The 21,291-nt window shown below is 54.3% G+C and carries 20 protein-coding genes and 2 pseudogenes; 12 read left to right on the forward strand and 10 right to left on the reverse strand.

Features of this window, described 5'->3' with window-relative positions:
* From NA330_RS22315 to NA330_RS22330, 4 genes and pseudogenes are all read left to right on the forward strand, one after another.
* A partial coding sequence (locus NA330_RS22315) for a dihydropteroate synthase (protein ID WP_032483119.1) occupies nucleotides 1-388 on the forward strand: 388 nt, incomplete at its 5' end.
* 127 nt (nucleotides 389-515) lie between these two features.
* Complete coding sequence (locus NA330_RS22320; RefSeq protein ID WP_000376623.1) at nucleotides 516-1,016, forward strand: GNAT family N-acetyltransferase; 501 nt, start codon at nucleotides 516-518, stop codon at nucleotides 1,014-1,016.
* 320 nt (nucleotides 1,017-1,336) lie between these two features.
* Nucleotides 1,337-1,405, forward strand: a pseudogene (locus NA330_RS22325) (EAL domain-containing protein); the annotation flags it as partial.
* Nucleotides 1,406-1,522: 117 nt separating this feature from the next.
* Nucleotides 1,523-2,287 carry an IS6-like element IS6100 family transposase gene (locus NA330_RS22330; RefSeq protein ID WP_001389365.1) on the forward strand — a complete coding sequence of 255 codons (765 nt, stop codon included), beginning with the start codon at nucleotides 1,523-1,525 and terminating at the stop codon, nucleotides 2,285-2,287.
* 139 nt (nucleotides 2,288-2,426) lie between these two features.
* Here NA330_RS22330 and NA330_RS22335 read toward each other — a convergent pair.
* Nucleotides 2,427-2,492: pseudogene (locus NA330_RS22335) on the reverse strand (EAL domain-containing protein); the annotation flags it as partial.
* 142 nt (nucleotides 2,493-2,634) lie between these two features.
* On the opposite strand from NA330_RS22335, the gene NA330_RS22340 reads away from it, so the two are divergent.
* The 5 genes from NA330_RS22340 to NA330_RS22360 all read left to right on the forward strand — a co-directional run bounded on the left by NA330_RS22340 (nucleotide 2,635) and on the right by NA330_RS22360 (nucleotide 7,186).
* Nucleotides 2,635-3,264, forward strand: a complete 630-nt coding sequence (locus NA330_RS22340; RefSeq protein ID WP_001145449.1) for a hypothetical protein — start codon at nucleotides 2,635-2,637, stop codon at nucleotides 3,262-3,264.
* A 309-nt stretch (nucleotides 3,265-3,573) separates the two neighbouring features.
* Complete coding sequence (locus tag NA330_RS22345) at nucleotides 3,574-4,761, forward strand: MFS transporter (protein WP_017465850.1); 1,188 nt, start codon at nucleotides 3,574-3,576, stop codon at nucleotides 4,759-4,761.
* On the forward strand, nucleotides 4,730-5,689 hold the full coding sequence (gene yidZ, locus NA330_RS22350; protein WP_000749365.1) for an HTH-type transcriptional regulator YidZ: 960 nt from the start codon (nucleotides 4,730-4,732) through the stop codon (nucleotides 5,687-5,689). The genes NA330_RS22345 and yidZ overlap by 32 nt, the downstream gene beginning before the upstream one ends.
* A 157-nt stretch (nucleotides 5,690-5,846) precedes the next feature.
* A complete protein-coding gene (locus tag NA330_RS22355) occupies nucleotides 5,847-6,602 on the forward strand; it encodes a 4'-phosphopantetheinyl transferase family protein (protein WP_000190678.1) in 756 nt (251 codons plus the stop codon).
* On the forward strand, nucleotides 6,602-7,186 hold the full coding sequence (locus NA330_RS22360) for an NADPH-dependent FMN reductase (protein WP_001527038.1): 585 nt from the start codon (nucleotides 6,602-6,604) through the stop codon (nucleotides 7,184-7,186). Before NA330_RS22355 ends, NA330_RS22360 begins: the two co-directional genes overlap by 1 nt.
* A 44-nt stretch (nucleotides 7,187-7,230) precedes the next feature.
* Here NA330_RS22360 and adeP read toward each other — a convergent pair whose 3' ends face one another.
* Nucleotides 7,231-8,568 carry an adenine permease AdeP gene (gene adeP / locus NA330_RS22365; protein ID WP_023242092.1) on the reverse strand — a complete coding sequence of 446 codons (1,338 nt, stop codon included), beginning with the start codon at nucleotides 8,566-8,568 and terminating at the stop codon, nucleotides 7,231-7,233.
* Between the two features lie 205 nt (nucleotides 8,569-8,773).
* On the opposite strand from adeP, the gene NA330_RS22370 reads away from it, so the two are divergent.
* Both NA330_RS22370 and yieH read left to right on the forward strand, forming a co-directional pair.
* Complete coding sequence (locus NA330_RS22370; protein ID WP_001805485.1) at nucleotides 8,774-9,583, forward strand: WG repeat-containing protein; 810 nt, start codon at nucleotides 8,774-8,776, stop codon at nucleotides 9,581-9,583.
* A gap of 12 nt (nucleotides 9,584-9,595) precedes the next feature.
* Nucleotides 9,596-10,261 (forward strand): 6-phosphogluconate phosphatase, encoded by a 666-nt coding sequence (gene yieH, locus NA330_RS22375; RefSeq protein ID WP_023242093.1) that lies wholly within the window; start codon nucleotides 9,596-9,598, stop codon nucleotides 10,259-10,261.
* 94 nt (nucleotides 10,262-10,355) lie between these two features.
* Here yieH and phoU read toward each other — a convergent pair whose 3' ends face one another.
* The 7 genes from phoU to NA330_RS22410 all read right to left on the reverse strand — a co-directional run bounded on the left by phoU (nucleotide 10,356) and on the right by NA330_RS22410 (nucleotide 17,388).
* Nucleotides 10,356-11,081 (reverse strand): phosphate signaling complex protein PhoU, encoded by a 726-nt coding sequence (phoU, locus tag NA330_RS22380; RefSeq protein WP_000377800.1) that lies wholly within the window; start codon nucleotides 11,079-11,081, stop codon nucleotides 10,356-10,358.
* A 14-nt stretch (nucleotides 11,082-11,095) separates the two neighbouring features.
* Nucleotides 11,096-11,869: a phosphate ABC transporter ATP-binding protein PstB gene (pstB, locus tag NA330_RS22385; protein WP_000063118.1), complete on the reverse strand. Its 774-nt coding sequence runs from the start codon at nucleotides 11,867-11,869 to the stop codon at nucleotides 11,096-11,098.
* Between the two features lie 86 nt (nucleotides 11,870-11,955).
* On the reverse strand, nucleotides 11,956-12,846 hold the full coding sequence (gene pstA, locus NA330_RS22390) for a phosphate ABC transporter permease PstA (protein ID WP_000212197.1): 891 nt from the start codon (nucleotides 12,844-12,846) through the stop codon (nucleotides 11,956-11,958).
* Complete coding sequence (gene pstC / locus NA330_RS22395) at nucleotides 12,846-13,805, reverse strand: phosphate ABC transporter permease PstC (protein ID WP_000741630.1); 960 nt, start codon at nucleotides 13,803-13,805, stop codon at nucleotides 12,846-12,848. Before pstC ends, pstA begins: the two co-directional genes overlap by 1 nt.
* Before the next feature lie 135 nt (nucleotides 13,806-13,940).
* A complete protein-coding gene (gene pstS / locus NA330_RS22400) occupies nucleotides 13,941-14,981 on the reverse strand; it encodes a phosphate ABC transporter substrate-binding protein PstS (protein WP_023242094.1) in 1,041 nt (346 codons plus the stop codon).
* 166 nt (nucleotides 14,982-15,147) lie between these two features.
* On the reverse strand, nucleotides 15,148-16,521 hold the full coding sequence (locus NA330_RS22405) for a fructose-specific PTS transporter subunit EIIC (protein WP_023242095.1): 1,374 nt from the start codon (nucleotides 16,519-16,521) through the stop codon (nucleotides 15,148-15,150).
* Nucleotides 16,522-16,569: 48 nt separating this feature from the next.
* Entirely contained in the window at nucleotides 16,570-17,388 is an 819-nt protein-coding gene (locus tag NA330_RS22410; protein ID WP_000166709.1) for a shikimate 5-dehydrogenase, read from the reverse strand.
* Nucleotides 17,389-17,482: 94 nt separating this feature from the next.
* Between NA330_RS22410 and NA330_RS22415 the strand changes: the two genes are divergently transcribed.
* Nucleotides 17,483-19,240 (forward strand): SgrR family transcriptional regulator, encoded by a 1,758-nt coding sequence (locus NA330_RS22415; RefSeq protein ID WP_023242096.1) that lies wholly within the window; start codon nucleotides 17,483-17,485, stop codon nucleotides 19,238-19,240.
* A 150-nt stretch (nucleotides 19,241-19,390) separates the two neighbouring features.
* Here the strand turns inward: NA330_RS22415 and glmS are convergent, their stop codons facing one another.
* Nucleotides 19,391-21,220 (reverse strand): glutamine--fructose-6-phosphate transaminase (isomerizing), encoded by a 1,830-nt coding sequence (glmS, locus tag NA330_RS22420; RefSeq protein WP_000334067.1) that lies wholly within the window; start codon nucleotides 21,218-21,220, stop codon nucleotides 19,391-19,393.
* Between the last annotated feature and the right edge of the window lie 71 nt (nucleotides 21,221-21,291).

Here is a 21,291-nt window from a genome sequence, read left to right on the forward strand (position 1 = left end):
GTTCTTCGAGGCGCGGGTTTCCGCCTTGCGACGGAGCGGGGTCGCTGCCGACCGGCTCATCCTCGATCCGGGGATGGGATTTTTCTTGAGCCCCGCACCGGAAACATCGCTGCACGTGCTGTCGAACCTTCAAAAGCTGAAGTCGGCGTTGGGGCTTCCGCTATTGGTCTCGGTGTCGCGGAAATCCTTCTTGGGCGCCACCGTTGGCCTTCCTGTAAAGGATCTGGGTCCAGCGAGCCTTGCGGCGGAACTTCACGCGATCGGCAATGGCGCTGACTACGTCCGCACCCACGCGCCTGGAGATCTGCGAAGCGCAATCACCTTCTCGGAAACCCTCGCGAAATTTCGCAGTCGCGACGCCAGAGACCGAGGGTTAGATCATGCCTAGCATTCACCTTCCGGCCGCCCGCTAGCGGACCCTGGTCAGGTTCCGCGAAGGTGGGCGCAGACATGCTGGGCTCGTCAGGATCAAACTGCACTATGAGGCGGCGGTTCATACCGCGCCAGGGGAGCGAATGGACAGCGAGGAGCCTCCGAACGTTCGGGTCGCCTGCTCGGGTGATATCGACGAGGTTGTGCGGCTGATGCACGACGCTGCGGCGTGGATGTCCGCCAAGGGAACGCCCGCCTGGGACGTCGCGCGGATCGACCGGACATTCGCGGAGACCTTCGTCCTGAGATCCGAGCTCCTAGTCGCGAGTTGCAGCGACGGCATCGTCGGCTGTTGCACCTTGTCGGCCGAGGATCCCGAGTTCTGGCCCGACGCCCTCAAGGGGGAGGCCGCATATCTGCACAAGCTCGCGGTGCGACGGACACATGCGGGCCGGGGTGTCAGCTCCGCGCTGATCGAGGCTTGCCGCCATGCCGCGCGAACGCAGGGGTGCGCCAAGCTGCGGCTCGACTGCCACCCGAACCTGCGTGGCCTATACGAGCGGCTCGGATTCACCCACGTCGACACTTTCAATCCCGGCTGGGATCCAACCTTCATCGCAGAACGCCTAGAACTCGAAATCTAACGTCCGTTCGGGCATCGAGGTCCATGTCGGGGTGGGACGGGCCCGTGGCTTCAAGATCACTTGCAGTCCGACCGCGATGTCTTGGTTGCGCGAGAGGTTGTCGATATCCTCCACTTCCATCATCAACCCTGGATAATGCCGCCGCCGTCATCGCCGCCGACGCCCGTGCCGGGCTTTTCGGGCCTGTCAGGCTTGCTCGGCCTTCAGCCTGCCTGGGCGAGATCTCCGGCGGACGGATTAACGGCGGAGCTTCGCCGCCTTTCGTGCGTGTGAAGGCCGAAGATAGTTCTCTCAAAAACATCCGTTTATGAGAGATACCAAATGTCATTTTCAGAAGACGACTGCACCAGTTGATTGGGCGTAATGGCTGTTGTGCAGCCAGCTCCTGACAGTTCAATATCAGAAGTGATCTGCACCAATCTCGACTATGCTCAATACTCGTGTGGGCTCTGTTGCAAAAATCGTGAAGCTTGAGCATGCTTGGCGGAGATTGGACGGACGGAACGATGACGGATTTCAAGTGGCGCCATTTCCAGGGTGATGTGATCCTGTGGGCGGTGCGCTGGTATTGTCGCTATCCGATCAGCTATCGCGACCTTGAGGAAATGCTGGCGGAACGCGGCATTTCGGTCGACCATACGACGATCTATCGCTGGGTCCAGTGCTACGCCCCGGAGATGGAGAAGCGGCTGCGCTGGTTCTGGCGGCGTGGCTTTGATCCGAGCTGGCGCCTGGATGAAACCTACGTCAAGGTGCGGGGCAAGTGGACCTACCTGTACCGGGCAGTCGACAAGCGGGGCGACACGATCGATTTCTACCTGTCGCCGACCCGCAGCGCCAAGGCAGCGAAGCGGTTCCTGGGCAAGGCCCTGCGAGGCCTGAAGCACTGGGAAAAGCCTGCCACGCTCAATACCGACAAAGCGCCGAGCTATGGTGCAGCGATCACCGAATTGAAGCGCGAAGGAAAGCTGGACCGGGAGACGGCCCACCGGCAGGTGAAGTATCTCAATAACGTGATCGAGGCCGATCACGGAAAGCTCAAGATACTGATCAAGCCGGTGCGCGGTTTCAAATCGATCCCCACGGCCTATGCCACGATCAAGGGATTCGAAGTCATGCGAGCCCTGCGCAAAGGACAGGCTCGCCCCTGGTGCCTGCAGCCCGGCATCAGGGGCGAGGTGCGCCTTGTGGAGAGAGCTTTTGGCATTGGGCCCTCGGCGCTGACGGAGGCCATGGGCATGCTCAACCACCATTTCGCAGCAGCCGCCTGATCGGCGCAGAGCGACAGCCTACCTCTGACTGCCGCCAATCTTTGCAACAGAGCCTCCGTCGCCATGCTCACCTCGCTTTGGTGCACACGAGTATTGAGCATAGTCGAGATTGGTGCAGATCACTTCTGATATTGAACTGTCAGGAGCTGGCTGCACAACAGCCATTACGCCCAATCAACTGGTGCAGTCGTCTTCTGAAAATGACAACTTGCTAAGTTATGAACTGTTAAGAAAATGGTGGTTTGTTGAACAAGAAAATAAAAGCTCGGCTCTTTCTCTGAAAAACTTGATCTATATAAATAATCATATATAGTTCTATATATAGTTAATCCTATGGAGGTATTAAGATGCCAGTCACTATTAGCATTTCCGATGATGTGTACCGCAGATTGGAAGCGTTGGCTGTCGGATTCGACACACCAGAGAGAGTTATCGAGCGATTGCTCGACTCGGTTGAGGAGGGCGGACCCAAGTCAAGCGAAAACAAACCGTCCCTAACCTTTGTCCCTGATGAGACTGCTTTCAAAAATGAGCTGATAGCTCGCAAGAAGGCACAGGTCGTTCTTCATTTGAAAAACGGTGAACGAGATGTCATTCATTGGAATGCGTCTAGATTCCAACCCAGTTCAAATCTTCGAGCTAATTTATGGTCTGGCATTCTGAGAAACTGGAAGGATAAAGGGATCACCTCTGCTGAACTTTCGGTTCTACCCAGGAGCCACAATCATCCCGACGACAATACAGATCTATTAATAGCTATTGCCGGAGAAGTTCATTGGACGCTCGAAGAGGTAGAGCAGTACTTCGTTGATTACGATCTGGTAGGCAGTGACGACGGCCATCCTTACTATTACCTAGCGACGTTCAGTGATGAGACACCTGACGAGCTGAAGCGAATTGCAGGGCTGAACAGCTCAAATCAACTTCACATGGGTCTAAACATAGTTCCGGATGAAGATCAGGGAGAATTCGAGTAGAGTAATATCTTCATATAATCAATACTTTATGTGTTTTGTGATTGGTAAGTTTTACTCCACATTTACTCCAAAAAACATATAATTTATTGATTTAAAATAACTAATTACTTTCTGTATTGGTAAGTAACGTTGTGTAGCCCAGTGGCGCGATGCTTACCGGGCCTACAAAACCCGTAAGCCGGATAAGGCGTTTACGCCGCCATCCGGCAGCAATGATTTCCCATGCGGAAATCACTGTTGTCCAAATGGCAACTCGTCTCGCGCAACGTCGCCCCGTATTCTTAGCGCCACATTTTTCGTGAGGCCGCTATGAAACGTTTTCTACTGTGTAGTTTTGCCCTGGTTTTACTCTATCCTGCCGGTATTGATATGTATCTGGTCGGTTTACCGCGTATAGCCGCCGATCTGAACGCCAGCGAGGCGCAGTTGCATATCGCCTTCTCCGTTTACCTGGCCGGAATGGCGACGGCCATGCTGTTTGCCGGGAAGATAGCCGACCAGTCAGGCCGCAAGCCGGTCGCGATCGTCGGCGCGATCGTCTTTATGATGGCCTCACTGCTTTGTTCACGGGCGTCGGAAGGCTCGCTATTTCTGAGTGGGCGTTTTCTTCAGGGAGTAGGCGCAGGCGGCTGCTATGTGGTGGCGTTCGCCATTCTGCGCGACACGCTTGATGAGCATCGCCGGGCGAAAGTGCTGTCATTATTGAATGGGATTACCTGTATTGTGCCGGTACTCGCCCCGGTGATGGGGCATTTGATTATGCTTCGTTTCCCCTGGCAAAGTCTGTTCTATACGATGTCCGCGATGGGCATTATTGTGGGCCTGTTATCACTGTTTATCCTGCGCGAGACGCGCCCGGCAAGGCTGGCTCCACGCGATTTATCACGATCGTCGCCCGCCGCCGAGTCGCTGGTTAACCGTTTTTTCGTTAGTCGACTAGCGATCACCACCCTTAGCGTGTCGGTGATCCTGACCTTCGTCAATGCCTCTCCAGTGCTGCTGATGGAGGTGATGGGATTTAGTCGTGGCGACTATGCCATTACCATGGCGCTCACCGCAGGCGTCAGTATGGTCGTCTCTTTTTCTACCCCTTTTGCGCTTGGGTTATTTAAGCCGCGAACTTTAATGCTCGTCTCACAGGGGCTGTTTTTGACGGCTGGCGTGACGTTAAGCCTTGCTCATACCAATACCGTCACGCTCTTTGGCCTGACGCTTATCTGCGCCGGATTCTCGGTTGGTTTTGGCGTCGCGATGAGCCAGGCGCTGGGGCCGTTTTCGCTGCGCGCCGGTGTGGCCAGTTCCACGCTGGGTATCGCGCAGGTTTGCGGTTCATCACTGTGGATTTGGCTGGCGGCAATACTCGGTATCAGCGCGATGAATATGCTGATCGGGATTCTGATTGGTTGTAGCATAGTGAGTATTCTGCTGATCTTCTCCGTCGCGCCCAACAGGTCCGTAGCCGAGCATGAAGAAATCCCTTACCAATCTCGATCTTAATCTGCTGTTATGCCTACAGTTACTCATGCAGGAGCGCAGCGTCACTAAAGCTGCAAAACGGATGAACGTAACGCCCTCGGCGGTCAGCAAATCGCTGGCGAAACTCCGGGCATGGTTTGACGATCCGCTGTTCGTCAATACGCCGCTGGGCCTGGCGCCGACGCCGCTGATGGTCAGTATGGAGCAAAGTCTGGCGGACTGGATGCAGATGGGGAACCAACTGCTTGATAAGCCGCATCATCAAACGCCACGCGGTTTAAAATTTGAGTTGGCGGCAGAGTCGCCGCTGATGATGATTATGTTTAATTCACTGTCGCAGCAGATTTATCAGCGCTATCCGCAGGCTACCATTAAGGTTCGCAACTGGGATTATGACTCGCTGGAGGCGATTACGCGCGGGGAAGTCGATATCGGATTTACCGGACGCGAAAGCCATCCCCGCTCGCGAGAATTGCTCAGTCTGTTGCCGCTCGCGATTGATTTTGAGGTACTGTTTAGCGATTTACCGTGGGTCTGGCTGCGGGAAGATCATCCGGCGCTGCGCGAAGCGTGGGATCTGGACACTTTTCTGCGCTACCCGCATATCAGTATTTGCTGGGAGCAAAGCGATACCTGGGCGCTGGATGATGTCCTGCAAGAAATGGGACGCAAACGCCATATTGCGTTGAGCCTGCCGGGGTTCGAGCAGTCGCTCTTTATGGCCGCCCAGCCGGATCACACCCTGATAGCAACCGCGCCGCGCTATTGCCAGCACTACAATCAGCTCCACCAGCTACCGTTAGTGGCGCGCCCCCTGCCTTTTGATGCGCAACAGCGGGAAAAGCTGATGGTGCCGTTTACCCTGTTATGGCACAAACGTAATAGTCATAATCCCAAGATTGTGTGGCTACGACAGGCTATCAACACGCTCTGCCGTCGCCTTATCTGACCACCTGCGTTGATAAATTAACCTTCCTCTTACCAGAAATGTCACCGTCTGATTAAAGAACCTTCTGAAATTGAATTTTTAGCGCGTAAAACCTGTCCATAATTTACGTTAATGTTACTCTCGTCATTATCACGGCCCATTAATCACGGAGCGAAAAATGGCGACTCACTTTGCCAGAGGGATACTTACGGAGGGACAGTTGGTTTCAATTCGTCTCTCTTCGTCTTGCCATATTGAAGCCAGAAACCTGCCTGCTCACCGACGAACGCGTTTTCTCGCCTCCAGAGGCCTTCTTGCCGAACTGATGTTTATGCTGTACGGAATTAGCGAGCTGCCGGAAATCATTATTCAGGCGAAAGGTAAACCCGCGTTTCGTGACAAAAATCTGCCAGGCTTTTCTATCTCCTACGCCGGAAATATGGTTGGCGTGGCGTTGACCACCGAAGGAGAGTGCGGGCTGGATATGGAATTACAGCGCACCTCCCGCGGCTTTCACCATCCGCATTCGCTCGAACGCCACCCTTTCTCCCGTAATGAAAACTTATGGGTAGCCAATCAAAACGATCCCAACGAAGCGCGAGCGCAACTCATTACATTGCGCCAGAGCGTGTTAAAACTCACCGGCGATGTCATGAATGACGATCCGCGGGAGCTGCAACTTTTACCCGTTGCCGGACGCCTGAAGTGCGCGCATGTCACGCAGCTTGAAGCCGTGTGCGATGCGGAAGATGTACTGGTATGGTCCGTAACCGTTACGCCAGCGATAGAAAAATTAAAAGTGTGGGAGTTCGATGGCAAACTGGGCTGGAAAAGCCTGCCCGATATCCAGACGCGCGCCAATGAGCCAACCGGTCGTCTGATGCGATTCGCCCAACTCCCCGCCGCCAAATCGTATACGCTTAATCGTTCATAATGAAAAAAGGGGCACGTATGTCTGAAACGCTGAATGTGGTTACATTGCTGGGAAGTTTACGCAAAGGTTCCTTTAACGGGATGGTGGCGCGTACGCTGCCTAAAGTCGCGCCGGCAGGAATGACGGTATCGCCGCTGCCTTCGATCGGGGATATTCCGCTGTATGACGCCGATATCCAGCAGGAAGAGGGATTTCCAGCCAGCGTAGAGGCGCTGGCGGAGCAGATTCGCAACGCCGACGGCGTCGTCATTGTGACGCCGGAATATAACTATTCCGTTCCCGGCGGCCTGAAAAATGCCATCGACTGGCTATCCCGTCTGCCTGAGCAGCCGCTGGCGGGTAAGCCCGTTCTTATCCAGACCAGTTCAATGGGGGCGATTGGCGGCGCGCGCTGCCAGTATCATCTGCGCCAGATTCTGGTGTTCCTTGATGCGATGGTAATGAATAAACCGGAATTTATGGGTGGCGTGATTCAGAATAAAGTCGACCCGCAGACTGGAGAAGTGGTGGATCAGGGAACGTTAGATCATTTGACCGGTCAGTTGACCGCATTTGGCGAGTTTATTCAGCGCGTTAAAGCGTAAGTTCGTTAAAAACCCTCCCCCCGATGGGGCGAGGGTTCATTTCATCAGTGTGCGTCAATAAACACAATCTTCAGCACAAATAACAGCGCGACAATCACTACGCACGGGCTAAGGTCGCGCAGGCGACCGGTACCGATTTTCATCACGCAGTAAGAGATAAAGCCCAGCGCGATACCTTCGGTGATCGAGAAGCTAAACGGCATCATTACCGCCGTAATAAACGCCGGGACCGATTCGGTTAAATCCTGCCAGTTTACCCGCGCCAGGCTGGAGGTCATCAGCACGCCGACGTAAATCAGCGCGCCCGCCGCCGCGTAAGGCGGCACCATGCCCGCCAGCGGCGAGAGGAAGATAACCAGCAGGAACAAAATACCGACCACCACCGCCGTCAAACCGGTGCGACCGCCCACCGAAACGCCGGAAGACGATTCAATATAAGCGGTCACAGAAGAGGTTCCGACAAATGCGCCAGTGACGGAAGAGATACTATCAACAAACAGCGCCTGCTTCATGCGCGGGAATTTGCCTTTCTCATCCGCCAGGCCGGCTTTATCGGTCACGCCAATCAGCGTACCGGAGGAGTCAAACAGGTTTACCAACATGAAGGAGAAAATAACCCCCGCCAGGCCAAGATTGAACGAGCCTGCCAAATCGACATGCCCTACCACGCTGGTGACGCTTGGCGGCGCGGAGACAATGCCGTTGTAGTGTACATCGCCCATCATCCAGCCAAGCATCGTCGTGACGATGATGGACACCAGCACCGCCGCATGAATGTTGCGCGAAGCGAGAATCGCAATAATAAAGAATCCGAGAACCCCCAGCAGCACGCTGTGCGAGGTCAGGTTGCCGATGCTGACCAGCGTTTCCGGGTTAGCGACAATCACGCCGGCGTTTTTCAGCCCCATCATGCCGATAAACAGGCCGATGCCGCTGGTGATGCCCACGCGCAGGCTGACCGGAATGTTGGCGATCATCCAGTAACGCACGCGGAAGATAGTCAGCAATAAAAGACCAACAGCGCCCCAGAAAATGGCGCCCATGCCTACCTGCCACGGCAGTCCCATTGCCTGCACAACCACGAAGGCAAAGAACGCATTCAGCCCCATCGCGGGCGCCAGCGCCACCGGCAGGTTAGCGAACAGACCCATCAGAATACTGCCAAAGGCCGCAATCAGACAGGTGGTCACAAAGACGGCGCTGGTGTCCATGCCAGCTACGCCCAGAATTTGCGGGTTAACAAAAACGATATAAACCATCGTCAGGAAAGTGGTAAAACCGGCGATCACTTCGGTTCGTGCCGTCGTGCCATGTTCACGCAGTTTAAACACGCGTTCCAGCATACCCTGACCAGAAGCCTGGGTGGTGTGTTGTTGACTCATTATCAATTTCCGGAGAAAGGAGGGAAAATTCGCCGTTATCCTATACCAAAATGCGACACCTGGCGCAGTTGTGTGGTAATTTTTTTCACTCAATTTGTTAGTACGGCAACGATTGCGTCCCCTCATTCAGCATTACGTAAACGTTAAACTAGCGATATGAGACAGGAAATACTGAGGCAGCGACCAGGATATGAAAAGGATTTTTATGTTTACCCGTCTGTTTTTCTTACTCGCGTTGGTTTCTTCAACATCCGGGGCGGCAGGCTCATCCATTCTGAGTCTTATCAACACCATTCAACCAAAAACTTATCTGAACGCACCTGTACCGTTACCGCTAAAACCTGACCAGGTAGAAATATCTGACGTTTCTTTTAGCGCCGACGGCTTAAGACTGCCAGTAACGCGCTTTTACGTCATCTGTCAGGATGAGTTTTGTGGACTCTACAACGCCGCTGGGCAGGCAATCATTCCGTGGCAAAAAATCTATATTGAGCATTATGACAGCGAAACAGATCTGTTTTACGTCTCAACATCGTTCACCGGTAACCATACCGGTTTGTATAGCGCCCGCCAGCAGCAATTTATCTACCCGCCCGTCTATTCCAGCATTGAGTTAGCCGAAAGCAGCGCCATAGTTTTTCTCTCGACTTACCAGAATAGCGCTCAGCTAAGCGGCATGGGCGATGCTTACGGCAATGTGATTATTGCGCCGCAATTTTCGTCGATACAGATGATAAACCAGCGACCCGATGCGTTTGTCGCGGGAAAGCGGATGAACGACAAGATTTTATACGGCCTTCTTGATTTTTCAGGAAACATCATTATTCCCTTTCGCTACGATACTGTCTCTAATACAGATTATCGGTACAATATCAACTTCATCGCCGTTGCTAAAAACGGGCGCTGGGGAGTGATCGATAAAACAGGCAACCTGGTCAGGCCGCTGCGCTACAGCCGGGATGACACAGAAAAATGGTTAACGCAACGCGGCGCGCGTCCACGGTTTGGCGACTAAACAGGAAACATCATGTCCATGATAGAAGCGGTATTTTTCGATTGCGACGGTACGCTGGTCGATAGTGAAGTGATCTGTTCGCGCGCGTATATCGCAATGTTTCAGGAATTTGGCATCACGCTCGATCTCGAAACGGTATTTAAACGCTTTAAGGGCGTAAAACTCTACGAAATTATCGAAACTATCAGCAAGGAGTACGGTGTTACACTAAGACGCGACGTTCTGGAGCCGGTGTACCGCGCGGAAGTGGCGCGCCTGTTCGATACCGAACTGGAAGCGATCACGGGCGCAAATACCCTGCTGGAGAGCATTAAGACGCCGATGTGCGTGGTATCCAACGGGCCGGTCAGTAAGATGCAGCATTCGCTGGGTAAACTGGGCATGTTGCATCATTTTCCCGATTTGCTGTTCAGCGGCTACGATATCCAGCGCTGGAAGCCGGACCCAGCCCTGATGTTCCACGCGGCCAAAGCGATGAACGTAAACGTCGAGAACTGCATTCTGGTGGATGACTCCAGCGCAGGCGCGCAGGCGGGTATTGATGCGGGGATGGAAGTGTTCTATTTCTGCGCCGATCCGCATAACAAGCCGATCGATCACCCTAACGTGACGACGTTTACCGATTTGGCGCAGTTGCCGGGATTGTGGAAAGCGCGCGGGTGGGAGATTACGCGTTAACTGAAATGCCGGATGGCGCTAACGCTTATCCGGCCTACAGCATCTGTACCTGTAGGCCCGGTAAGCGCAGCGCCACCGGGCAAAAGAATGAGATTTACTCTTTCGGATCTTTCCCCGCCAGCAGCTTATCCAGCTCATCGCCGCCGACGTGACGAAAATCCTGCCCCTTCACGAAGTAGAAGATGTATTCGCAGATATTCTGGCAGCGGTCACCGATACGCTCGATAGAACGAGCGCAGAATAACGCGGTCAGCACGCTGGGAATCGTGCGCGAGTCTTCCATCATGTAGGTCATCAGCTGACGCACGATACCTTCGTACTCCTGGTCAACTTTCTTGTCTTCACGGTAGATACGCACCGCTTCGTCGAGATCCATCCGCGCGAACGCATCCAGCACGTCGTGCAGCATCTGCACGGTGTGGCGGCCCAGTGACTCCAGGCTGACCAGCAGCGGCTGGTGCTGCTGGGAGAATTTCTCCAGCGCGGTACGGCAGATTTTATCCGCCACGTCGCCAATGCGCTCCAGTTCGGCGATGGTTTTGATAATCGCCATCACCAGACGCAGATCGCTCGCCGTCGGCTGGCGCTTGGCGATAATACGCACGCAGGCTTCATCGATGGCGACTTCCATCATATTAACCTGATGATCGCCTTCTACCACGCGCTTCGCCAGCTCGCTGTCCTGGTTGTGCATGGCGGTGATAGCGTCAGAAAGCTGCTGCTCCACCATGCCGCCCATGGTCATTACCTGAGTGCGGATGCTTTCCAGTTCGGCGTTGAACTGGCCGGAAATATGTTTATTAAGGTTCAGACTGTCCATTACGCACTCCTGAATTAACCGTAACGACCGGTGATATAGTCTTCTGTTTGTTTCTTCGCGGGCTTGGTGAACAGATCGTCCGTGTTGCTGAACTCAATCAACTCGCCCAGGTACATAAACGCCGTATGATCGGAGCAACGTGCCGCCTGCTGCATGTTGTGGGTCACGATCACCACGGTGTAATCCTGTTTCAGCTCGGTGATCAGCTCTTCAATACGCCCGGTAGAGATCGGGTCCAGAGCTGAACATGGCTCATCCAGCAGCAGCACTTCCGGGCGAATGGCGATACCGCGCGCAATGCACAGACGCTGCTGCTGACCACCGGAGAGAGAGTACCCGCTCTGGTGCAATTTATCTTTGGTTTCGTTCCATAATGCGGCTTTGGTCAACGCCCACTGCACGCGCTCGTCCATATCGGCGCGAGACAGCTTCTCAAACAGACGCACGCCAAAGGCGATATTGTCATAGATGGACATCGGGAACGGCGTCGGCTTCTGGAATACCATCCCCACTTTTGCGCGCAGCAGCGCGATATCCTGGGTGTTGGTGAGAATATTGTCGCCATCCAGCAGAATTTCACCTTCCGCGCGCTGCTCCGGATAAAGCGAATACATTTTATTGAAGGTACGCAGTAGCGTTGATTTACCGCAGCCGGATGGCCCGATAAATGCCGTTACCTGATTCTTCGCGATATCCAGATTAATGTTCTTCAGGGCATGGAATTTGCCGTAGTAGAAGTTCAAATCACGAACCTGAATCTTACTCGGGGCAGTTTCAACCATACTCATTTCACTCTTTTCCTCATCCAGCGCCGCATCCGCCACGCCGTAAAATAATGCCTGATGGCGCTACGCTTATCAGGCCTACAATGTCTTTAACCGTGTTTTTTCTTCGCGAAAACAACACGCGCCAGAATATTCAGCAGCAGTACGCACAGGGTAATAATCAGCACGCCCGCCCAGGCTAATTGTTGCCATTCGGCAAACGGGCTCATCGCGAATTTAAAAATGGTCACCGGCAGGTTGGCGATCGGCTGCATCATGTCGGTGCTCCAGAACTGGTTCGAGAGCGCGGTGAACAGCAGCGGCGCCGTTTCGCCGGCGATACGCGCAATAGCCAGCAGGATACCGGTCATAATGCCGGAGATAGAGGCTTTCAGCGTAATCGCGGAGATCATCTTCCACTTCGGCGTACCCAGCGCATAAGCGGCTTCGCGCAGGCTATCCGGCACCAGCTTGAGCATGTTTTCAGTGGTACGGATAACGATCGGCACCTGCAACAGCGCCAGCGCAATCACCCCTGCCCAGCCGGAGAAGTGCTGCATCTGCGCCACCACGATGGTGTAAACAAACAGCCCCACAACAATTGACGGCGCGGAAAGCAGAATGTCGTTAATAAAACGAATGATTTCCGCCAGCCAGGATTTACGGCCATACTCGGCCAGGTAAATACCCGCCATAATTCCCAGCGGCGTACCCAATACGGTAGCCCAGAGAATCAACAATCCACTCCCCGCCAGGGCGTTCGCCAGCCCGCCGCCCGCCGTGTTCGGCGGCGGCGTCATTTCGGTAAACAGCGCCAGCGACATCCCGTCGATACCACGGGTGATGGTGGACATCAAAATCCAGATCAGCCAGAACAGGCCAAATGCCATCGTCGCCATTGAGAGCGTTAGTGCGATACGGTTCTTCATGCGGCGACGCGCCTGCATCTTGCGACGGGATTCCGCGAGCTGCGCGGTGTTCTGCATATCAAGCGTAGCCATTAACGTGCTCCCTCGTTCTTCGCCAGACGCATAATCATGAACTTAGACGCCGCCAGGACGATAAAGGTGATCACAAACAGGATCAGCCCCAGCTCCATCAACGCTGCCACGTGCAGGCCCGATTCCGCCTCAGCGAATTCGTTCGCCAGCGCGGAAGTGATGCTGTTGCCCGGCATATACAGCGACGCGCTGTCGAGCTGGTAAGTGTTGCCGATGATAAAAGTGACCGCCATCGTTTCACCCAGAGCACGGCCCAGCCCCAGCATAATGCCGCCGATCACGCCATTTTTGGTGAACGGTAGCACGATGCGCCAGATAACTTCCCAGGTAGTACAGCCGATACCGTAAGCGGACTCTTTCATCATTACCGGCGTTTGCTCGAAGACGTCGCGCATAACCGCCGCAATGTAGGGGATGATCATGATGGCGAGGATGACGCCCGCCGCCAGAATGCCGATACCAAAGGCCGGGCCGGAGAACAGCGCGCCGACAAACGGAATGTTGGAAAGAATATTGCCGACCGGCTCCTGGAAGTACGTCGCAAACAGCGGCGCGAAGATAAACAGCCCCCACATGCCGTACACGATACTGGGGATCGCCGCCAGCAGTTCAATGGCGATGCCGAGCGGACGCTTTAGCCAGCCTGGCGCCAGCTCGGTTAAAAACAGGGCAATGCCGAAACTGACCGGAACGGCGATCAGCAGTGCGATAAAGGAGGTCACCAGCGTGCCGTAAATGGGCACCAGCGCGCCGTAGATATCGTTTGGCGCGTCCCATTCCTTAGTCCAAAGAAATGAGAAACCAAATTTCTGAATACTTGGCCAGGAGGAGATGATCAATGAGACGATAATACCGCCCAACATCAATAGCACAATCAGCGCAGCCAGTTTTACCAGCGCGCTGAAAATCATGTCGCCTTTTTTACCCGGCGGGTTAAAAGCAGGCTTGGTTGCAGCCATAAATTACTCTTTCCATTAAACGCGTTTTACGACGTTGCCCCTGCCGGATGGCGCTACGCTTATCCGGCCTACAACGTGGGCCTGCGGTCGAAACCGTAGGGCGGATAAGCGTAGCGCCATCCGCCAATTCGTTAATTAATACAGCGCCTTACCGTTGCTGTCTTTTATACTGGTCTTCCAGGCAGTACGAACCTGCTCAACGACGTTATCCGGCAGGCTGGCGTAGTCCAGATCATTCGCCTGCTTAGCGCCATTTTTGTAGGCCCAGTCGAAGAACTTCAGCACTTCAGCACCCTGCTCAGGTTTCTTCTGCGCTTTGTGGACCAGGATAAAGGTGGTGGAGGTGATTGGCCACACATCGTCACCTTTCTGGTTGGTCAGATCCTGCGCGAAGGTTTTGCTCCAGTCTGCGCCTTTCGCCGCATTAGAGAAGCTCTCTTCCGTCGGGCTTACCGGTTTGCCGTCGGCTGAAACCAGTTTGGTGTAGGCCAGGTTGTTCTGCTTGGCATACGCATACTCAACGTAGCCAATAGCGCCTGGCAGACGCTGTACAAATGCCGCGATGCCGTCGTTACCTTTACCGCCCAGACCGGTTGGCCAGTTCACGGTAGAACCCGCGCCCACTTTCGATTTCCACTCGTCGTTGACTTTCGCCAGGTAACTGGTGAACACGAAGGAGGTACCGGAACCGTCAGCGCGACGCACCACAGCGATGTTCTGAGAAGGCAGCTTCAAGCCTGGGTTCAGTTTGGTGATGGCTTCATCATCCCACTTTTTGATTTTACCGAGGTAGATGTCACCCAGTGTTTTACCATCCAGCACCAGTTCGCCGGATTTGAGGCCTGGAATATTCACCGCCAGCACCACGCCGCCGATCACCGTCGGGAACTGGAACAGGCCTTCCTGATTCAGTTTTTCGTCAGACAGCGGCGCATCGGAAGCGCCAAAATCAACGGTATTCGCGGTGATTTGTTTCACGCCGCCGGAAGAGCCTATCCCCTGGTAATTGACTTTGTTACCGGTTTCTTTCTGGTAGGTATCCGCCCATTTGGCATACACCGGTGCAGGAAACGTTGCACCGGCACCTGTCAGGCTTGCTGCTGCAAAGGCAGAGAACGCGCTCATCGATAAGGTCGCGGCGACAACAGTTGCGACAGTGGTACGCATAACTTTCATAATGTCTCCTGCACGGTTTCGGTAAATCGTTGTTTGAGTTGCTACGATGAGCAAAATAGGACAAATTGATGACAGTTATATGTCTTGATTATGACGGTTTGATGACAATGGAAATAAAAAAAGCTGGCCCGGGGAGACACCAGACCAGCCTGCAGGGGGAGATGAATTAGACTGTTTGCGCAACCGCAGACGGTTTCAACAGCGCGTACATCAGGCCGCAGACAATCGTGCCCAGGGCAATCGAGAGCAGATATTGCATCACATGTTCTACCGCATGCGGGATCGCCAGGACAAAGAGGCCACCGTGTGGCGCCATCAGTGTACAACCGAAATACATGGATAGTCCCCCGGCGATTGCGCCACCGACCATCGTGGAAGGGATGACGCGCATCGGGTCACGCGCGGCGAAGGGAATCGCCCCTTCAGAGATAAAGCACAGCCCCAGGATAAAAGATGCATTACCCGCTTCATGCTCAGCGGCATTGAATTTCGCTCTGGCCGCCCAGGTTGCGACGCCCATTCCTAATGCCGGTACCATCCCTGCCGCCATAATAGCCGCCATTGGCATATAAGAATGAGAAGCCAGTAAACCGACGCCGAAGGTATACGCAGCTTTATTCACCGGCCCGCCAAGGTCAAAACCTTGCATTGCGCCCAGCAACATTCCCAGCAAGATAGCATTCGTTGAGGTCATATTCCCCAGGAACGTCGTCAGCCCTTCCATCACCGCAGAAACGGGGCCACCCACCACGTAAATCATGATTAGGCCGGTAATCAGCGTAGACAGTAGCGGCAGAACCAGCACAGGCTTAAGTGCTTCCATTGACGCTGGCAGCTTAATATTTTGCGCCAGAAACCGTACGCTGTAACCGGCCAGAAAACCGGCCACAATCCCTCCCAGGAAACCAGCGCCGCACAGGCTGGCCAACATCCCGCCAATAAGCCCCGGGGCCAGACCCGGACGATCGGCAATTGAGAAGGCAATAAACCCAGCCAGTACCGGCACCATCAGCGCAAAGGCCACCTTACCACCAATTTGAAATAGCGCAGCCGCCAGCGTGCCCGGCTCATTGAAGGCCTGGATACCGAAGACAAAAGAGAGCGCGATACACAACCCTCCCGCCACCACCAAAGGAAGCATATGGGATACGCCGGTCATTAAATGCTTATAAACGCCGGGTAGCTCTGTTTTACCAGCTGAAGAAGAGCGCCCGGCACTCCCCTGATAGACCTCGGCGCTATTGAAAGCATTATCCATTTCCTGCGCACTCTTTTTTAGCGCCGCGCCGGTACTGGTGCGATAGAGTCTTTTGCCAACAAAGCCTGACAGATCCAGTTCAATATCCGCCGCGATAATCACCACATCCGCCTGCGCTATCTCTTCCGCGGTCAGCGTGTTCTTCGCCCCGACGGAACCGCGGGTTTCAACCTTGATCCAGTCACCACGCTTGCGGGCTTCAATTTCCAACGCTTCTGCCGCCATAAAGGTATGGGCGACGCCCGTCGGACAGGCCGTCACAGCAACAATTTTTTTAGTCATAGTAGGGTACCCTGTTCTTTTAATTTAAAGAAAAAGCGGGAAAAAATGTTACAGGCGTGACCAGGCCGCTGCTTTCTGGAACAGCGCGTCATCCGGGCGAATCCCGGTATAAAGGACAAATTGCTCCACGGCCTGAATAGCAAACACTTCGGAACCGGTAATCACGGTTTTACCGCGTTCACGGGCGTAGCGGATCAGCGGCGTGACGGGCGGTAGCGCCACCACATCAAAGATAACGCTCGCCTTATCCACTTCCTGTTCGGAATAAGAGAGTTTGTCGGCATCATTACCGCCAGCCATTCCGATAGGCGTGGCGTTAATTAACAAATCGGCTTCAATACCGTCGGTATCCGGGCGCCATTCATAGCCATAGAGTTCGGCCAGTTGTTTACCTGACGCTTCATCAATCGCGACAATATAACCACGGGTAAACCCCGCATCCTTCAGCGCGCAGGCCACCGCCTTTGCCATACCACCGCTGCCACGCAAAGCAAACACCAGGTCGGGAGAGACCTTGTAATTCGCCAGCAAGCGAGCTATTGCAATGTAATCGGTGTTGTACGCCTTCAGATGGCCATTGGTATTCACAATGGTATTAACTGAGTGAATGGCCTGAGCGGAAGCATCCAGTTCATCCACCAGCGGAATGCAGGCTTCTTTAAACGGCATAGAGATCGCGCACCCACGGATCCCCAGACCGCGCACGCCGCTAATGGCCTGCGTAAGATCGGTCGGCGAAAAGGCTTTGTAGAGATAATTGAGATCCAGCGCTTCGTACAGATAGTTGTGAAAGCGTGTACCGAAGTTACTTGGGCGTGCCGCCAGGGACATGCAGACCTGAGTGTCCTTATTAATGCGCTTTGTCATGATGAATCCTCATAGAAGTTGCGATAGAGAAAATCATCGGCTAAAAAGGGGATATTAAAAATTGCTCATTCCCGTTAGGGAAATTTCACCTTTTATGGCAACCCGGCACACTGAACAAAAATACTTAAAGCTACTCCAGCACTATGGCGACAAGCCTGTTAGCGTGACGCTACAGGAGCTGGCGGATGTGTTGTTCTGCACCCGGCGACATATGCGTAATCTGTTGCTTCAGATGCAGGAGGCAAAGTGGCTCATCTGGCAATCACAGGCCGGACGTGGGCATCGCGCCCGGCTTCACCTGCGCTATAAACCAGAACAGCTGTTAAGCGAAAAGGCGGAGCAGTTACTGGAGTCTGGTCATATTGATCAGGCCATTCAGCTGCTGGGTAAAAATAAGCACCAGGTGGCGCAACTGCTGCGCTCAAAACTGGGCTATAGCGTGCGGGCAGACTATCAGCGGCTGTGCATCCCCTATTACCGGACAATGCCGTCGCTGTGCCCCGGCACGCCGTTGCGCCGCTCTGAACAGCATCTGGTCAGGCAGATTTTTAGCGGCCTGACGCGCATAAATGAGGAAAAAGGTGAAGTCGAAGCCGATCTTGCCCACCACTGGCGGCAGATTGATCCACTGCGCTGGCGTTTTTATCTGCGCCCCGCCGTCCTCTGGCATGATGGTCAGGAGCTGACGATCGACGCGGTTATCGCTTCACTGACCCGCAGCGCTAAGCTGCCGTTGTTCTCGCACTTGCAGACCATTCAGGCCACCGGGCCGCTGAGCCTTGAAATTACGCTGGCGCACCCGGATAACCGACTGCCTCTGCTGCTCAGCCATATTGATGCCATGATCCTACCGCCTGACCATACACAACGCGCTGATTTCCCGGTACATCCTGTGGGGACTGGCCCTTATGAGGTGGTGGAAAACAATGGCTTTCATCTGCAAATGAAGGCCTTTGACCACTATTTCGGTTTGCGCGGGCTGCTGGATGAAGTGGAGGTCTTTATCTGGCCGAATTTAACGGAGACAGACAACCTGGCGGAATCGCTGTCGGATAACGACACGGCAGCCTGGCTCAGTTCCAGCCTGAGCGATGAGGATTACGTTTCCGGACGGCTTAGCCAGGTATCAGGCAAACCTTCTGACAACCTGCGCGAGATGTTTCTTGAGCGTGGAGGCTATTTTTTATTATGCGACAGTCGCTCTCCGCACTGGCATACCGCCGAACATCGCCGCTGGCTGCGGGAAACACTCAGCCCTTACGCCATACTCCAGCATCTGAGTGAGGCAATTCGCCCCTTCTGGGTACCGGGCGGCAGCCTGCTGTCCTCCTGGTTTCATACTATTGAGGCGGGCCCGGCCTGTTCACCTTTTATCTCGTCGTCGCCCTACGCAAAACTGCGTCTGGCCTATCACGATCAGCACCCTGAATTTCCAATGCTCCTGGATATCATGCAAGAGATCATGCGCCAGCAGGGCATTTTACTTGAGGGCGTTGAGCTGAATTATGATGACTGGGCGAATGGCAAAGCCAATGTGGATCTCTGGCTGGGGACGGTCAATTTCCCCATTCCCGAAGAGTGGAACGTCGGTACATGGCTACTGGGCTCCCCTTTACTGCGCCACGCCATCAGCGGTGGGGATGATGCGCTGCTGGCCCAATGGGAAACCCAGTGGCATGCCGAAACCATCAGCGCGGAACAACTGGTCAGGGAAACCACCCGTTCAGGCTGGCTACAACCGCTTTTTCACCACTGGATGCGACTCAAAAGCCCCGACCGGGCCAGGGGGATCCACCTGAATAACCTGGGATGGTTTGATTTCCGATCCACCTGGATTGAGCCAGGGCCTTAAAGAAGAGAATGTGACCGGGTGCCCGTAGCGCAGGCAGGCGTAGCACCTCTTAGTCGCTCTTCAGCCACCATAGAGAAAGAACAGCGCCTGTCACAGCGCACAAAAAAAGGCCGTCTGTCGACGGCCTTCTGCCTGGTGCAACATTTGTACTTACTCTACCGTCACCGATTTCGCCAGGTTACGCGGCTGGTCAACGTCGGTGCCTTTAATCAGCGCCACGTGATACGCCAGCAGTTGCAGCGGAACGGTGTAGAAGATAGGCGCGATCACTTCTTCCACATGCGGCATCTCGATGATGTGCATGTTGTCACTGCTCACAAAACCCGCATCCTGATCGGCGAAGACGTACAACTGACCGCCACGCGCGCGAACTTCTTCGATGTTGGATTTCAGTTTCTCCAGCAGTTCGTTGTTCGGCGCCACCACAATCACCGGCATGTCGGCGTCAATCAGCGCCAACGGCCCGTGTTTCAGCTCGCCTGCAGCATAGGCTTCCGCGTGAATGTAAGAGATCTCTTTCAGCTTCAGCGCGCCTTCGAGCGCAATCGGATATTGATCGCCACGCCCCAGGAATAGCGCGTGATGCTTGTCGGAGAAATCTTCTGCAAGCAGCTCGATGCGTTTGTCCTGCGACAGCATCTGCTCAATACGGCTCGGCAGCGCCTGTAGGCCATGAACGATATCATGCTCAATGGACGCATCCAGACCTTTCAGGCGAGACAGTTTCGCCACCAGCATCAACAGCACGGTTAACTGGGTGGTGAAGGCTTTGGTAGATGCTACGCCAATTTCCGTACCCGCGTTGGTCATCAGCGCCAGATCGGATTCACGCACCAGCGAAGAGCCCGGCACGTTACAAATTGCCAGAGAGCCCAAATATCCCAGCTCTTTCGACAGACGCAGGCCAGCCAGGGTATCTGCGGTTTCGCCAGACTGTGACAGGGTGATCATCAGGCTGTTACGGCGCACGGCAGATTTGCGATAACGGAATTCAGAGGCGATTTCAACGTCGCACGGAATACCTGCCAGCGATTCAAACCAGTAACGGGAAACCATACCGGAGTTGTAAGACGTACCGCAGGCGAGGATCTGAATATGCTCAACCTTCGACAGCAGTTCATCGGCGTTCGGTCCCAGCTCGCTTAAATCCACCTGACCGTGGCTGATGCGCCCGGTAAGGGTGTTTTTAATCGCGTTCGGCTGTTCGTAGATCTCTTTCTGCATGTAGTGGCGGTAAATACCTTTATCGCCCGCATCATATTGCAGATTGGATTCGATATCCTGACGTTTTACTTCCGCGCCGGTGTTATCGAAGATATTTACCGAACGGCGAGTGATTTCAGCGATATCGCCCTCTTCAAGGAAGATAAAGCGACGAGTCACTGGCAACAGCGCCAGTTGGTCAGAAGCGATAAAGTTTTCGCCCATACCCAGGCCAATCACCAGCGGGCTACCTGAACGGGCAGCCAGCAGCGTATCCGGATGGCGGGTATCCATGATCACCGTACCGTACGCACCACGCAGTTGCGGGATAGCACGCAGAACAGCCTCACGCAGAGTACCGCCCTGTTTCAGTTCCCAGTTTACCAGGTGTGCAATCACTTCGGTGTCGGTTTCAGAAACGAAGGTATAGCCACGCGCTTTTAACGCTTCACGCAGCGGTTCATGGTTTTCGATGATGCCGTTATGCACCACCACAATGTGTTCAGAAACATGCGGATGCGCGTTAGCTTCTGAAGGTTCACCGTGCGTCGCCCAGCGAGTGTGAGCAATACCGGTGCCGCCATGCAGAGGATGTTCTTCCGCTGCCTGAGCCAGCATCTGGACTTTACCGAGGCGACGCAGGCGGGTCATATGACCTTCTGCATCAACCACGGCCAGACCGGCAGAGTCATATCCGCGATATTCCAGACGACGTAAACCTTCGAGAAGGATTTCAGCTACATCACGCTGCGCGATAGCGCCAACAATTCCACACATAGTTTTATTTCCTGATTATGGCATTACGCCATGCGTTGTCGCTGACCTGTATGCCCGTCGTTGCGGGCGCC

The organism is Salmonella sp. NW722 (assembly GCF_051702785.1).
GTDB classification, from domain to species: domain Bacteria; phylum Pseudomonadota; class Gammaproteobacteria; order Enterobacterales; family Enterobacteriaceae; genus Salmonella; species Salmonella enterica.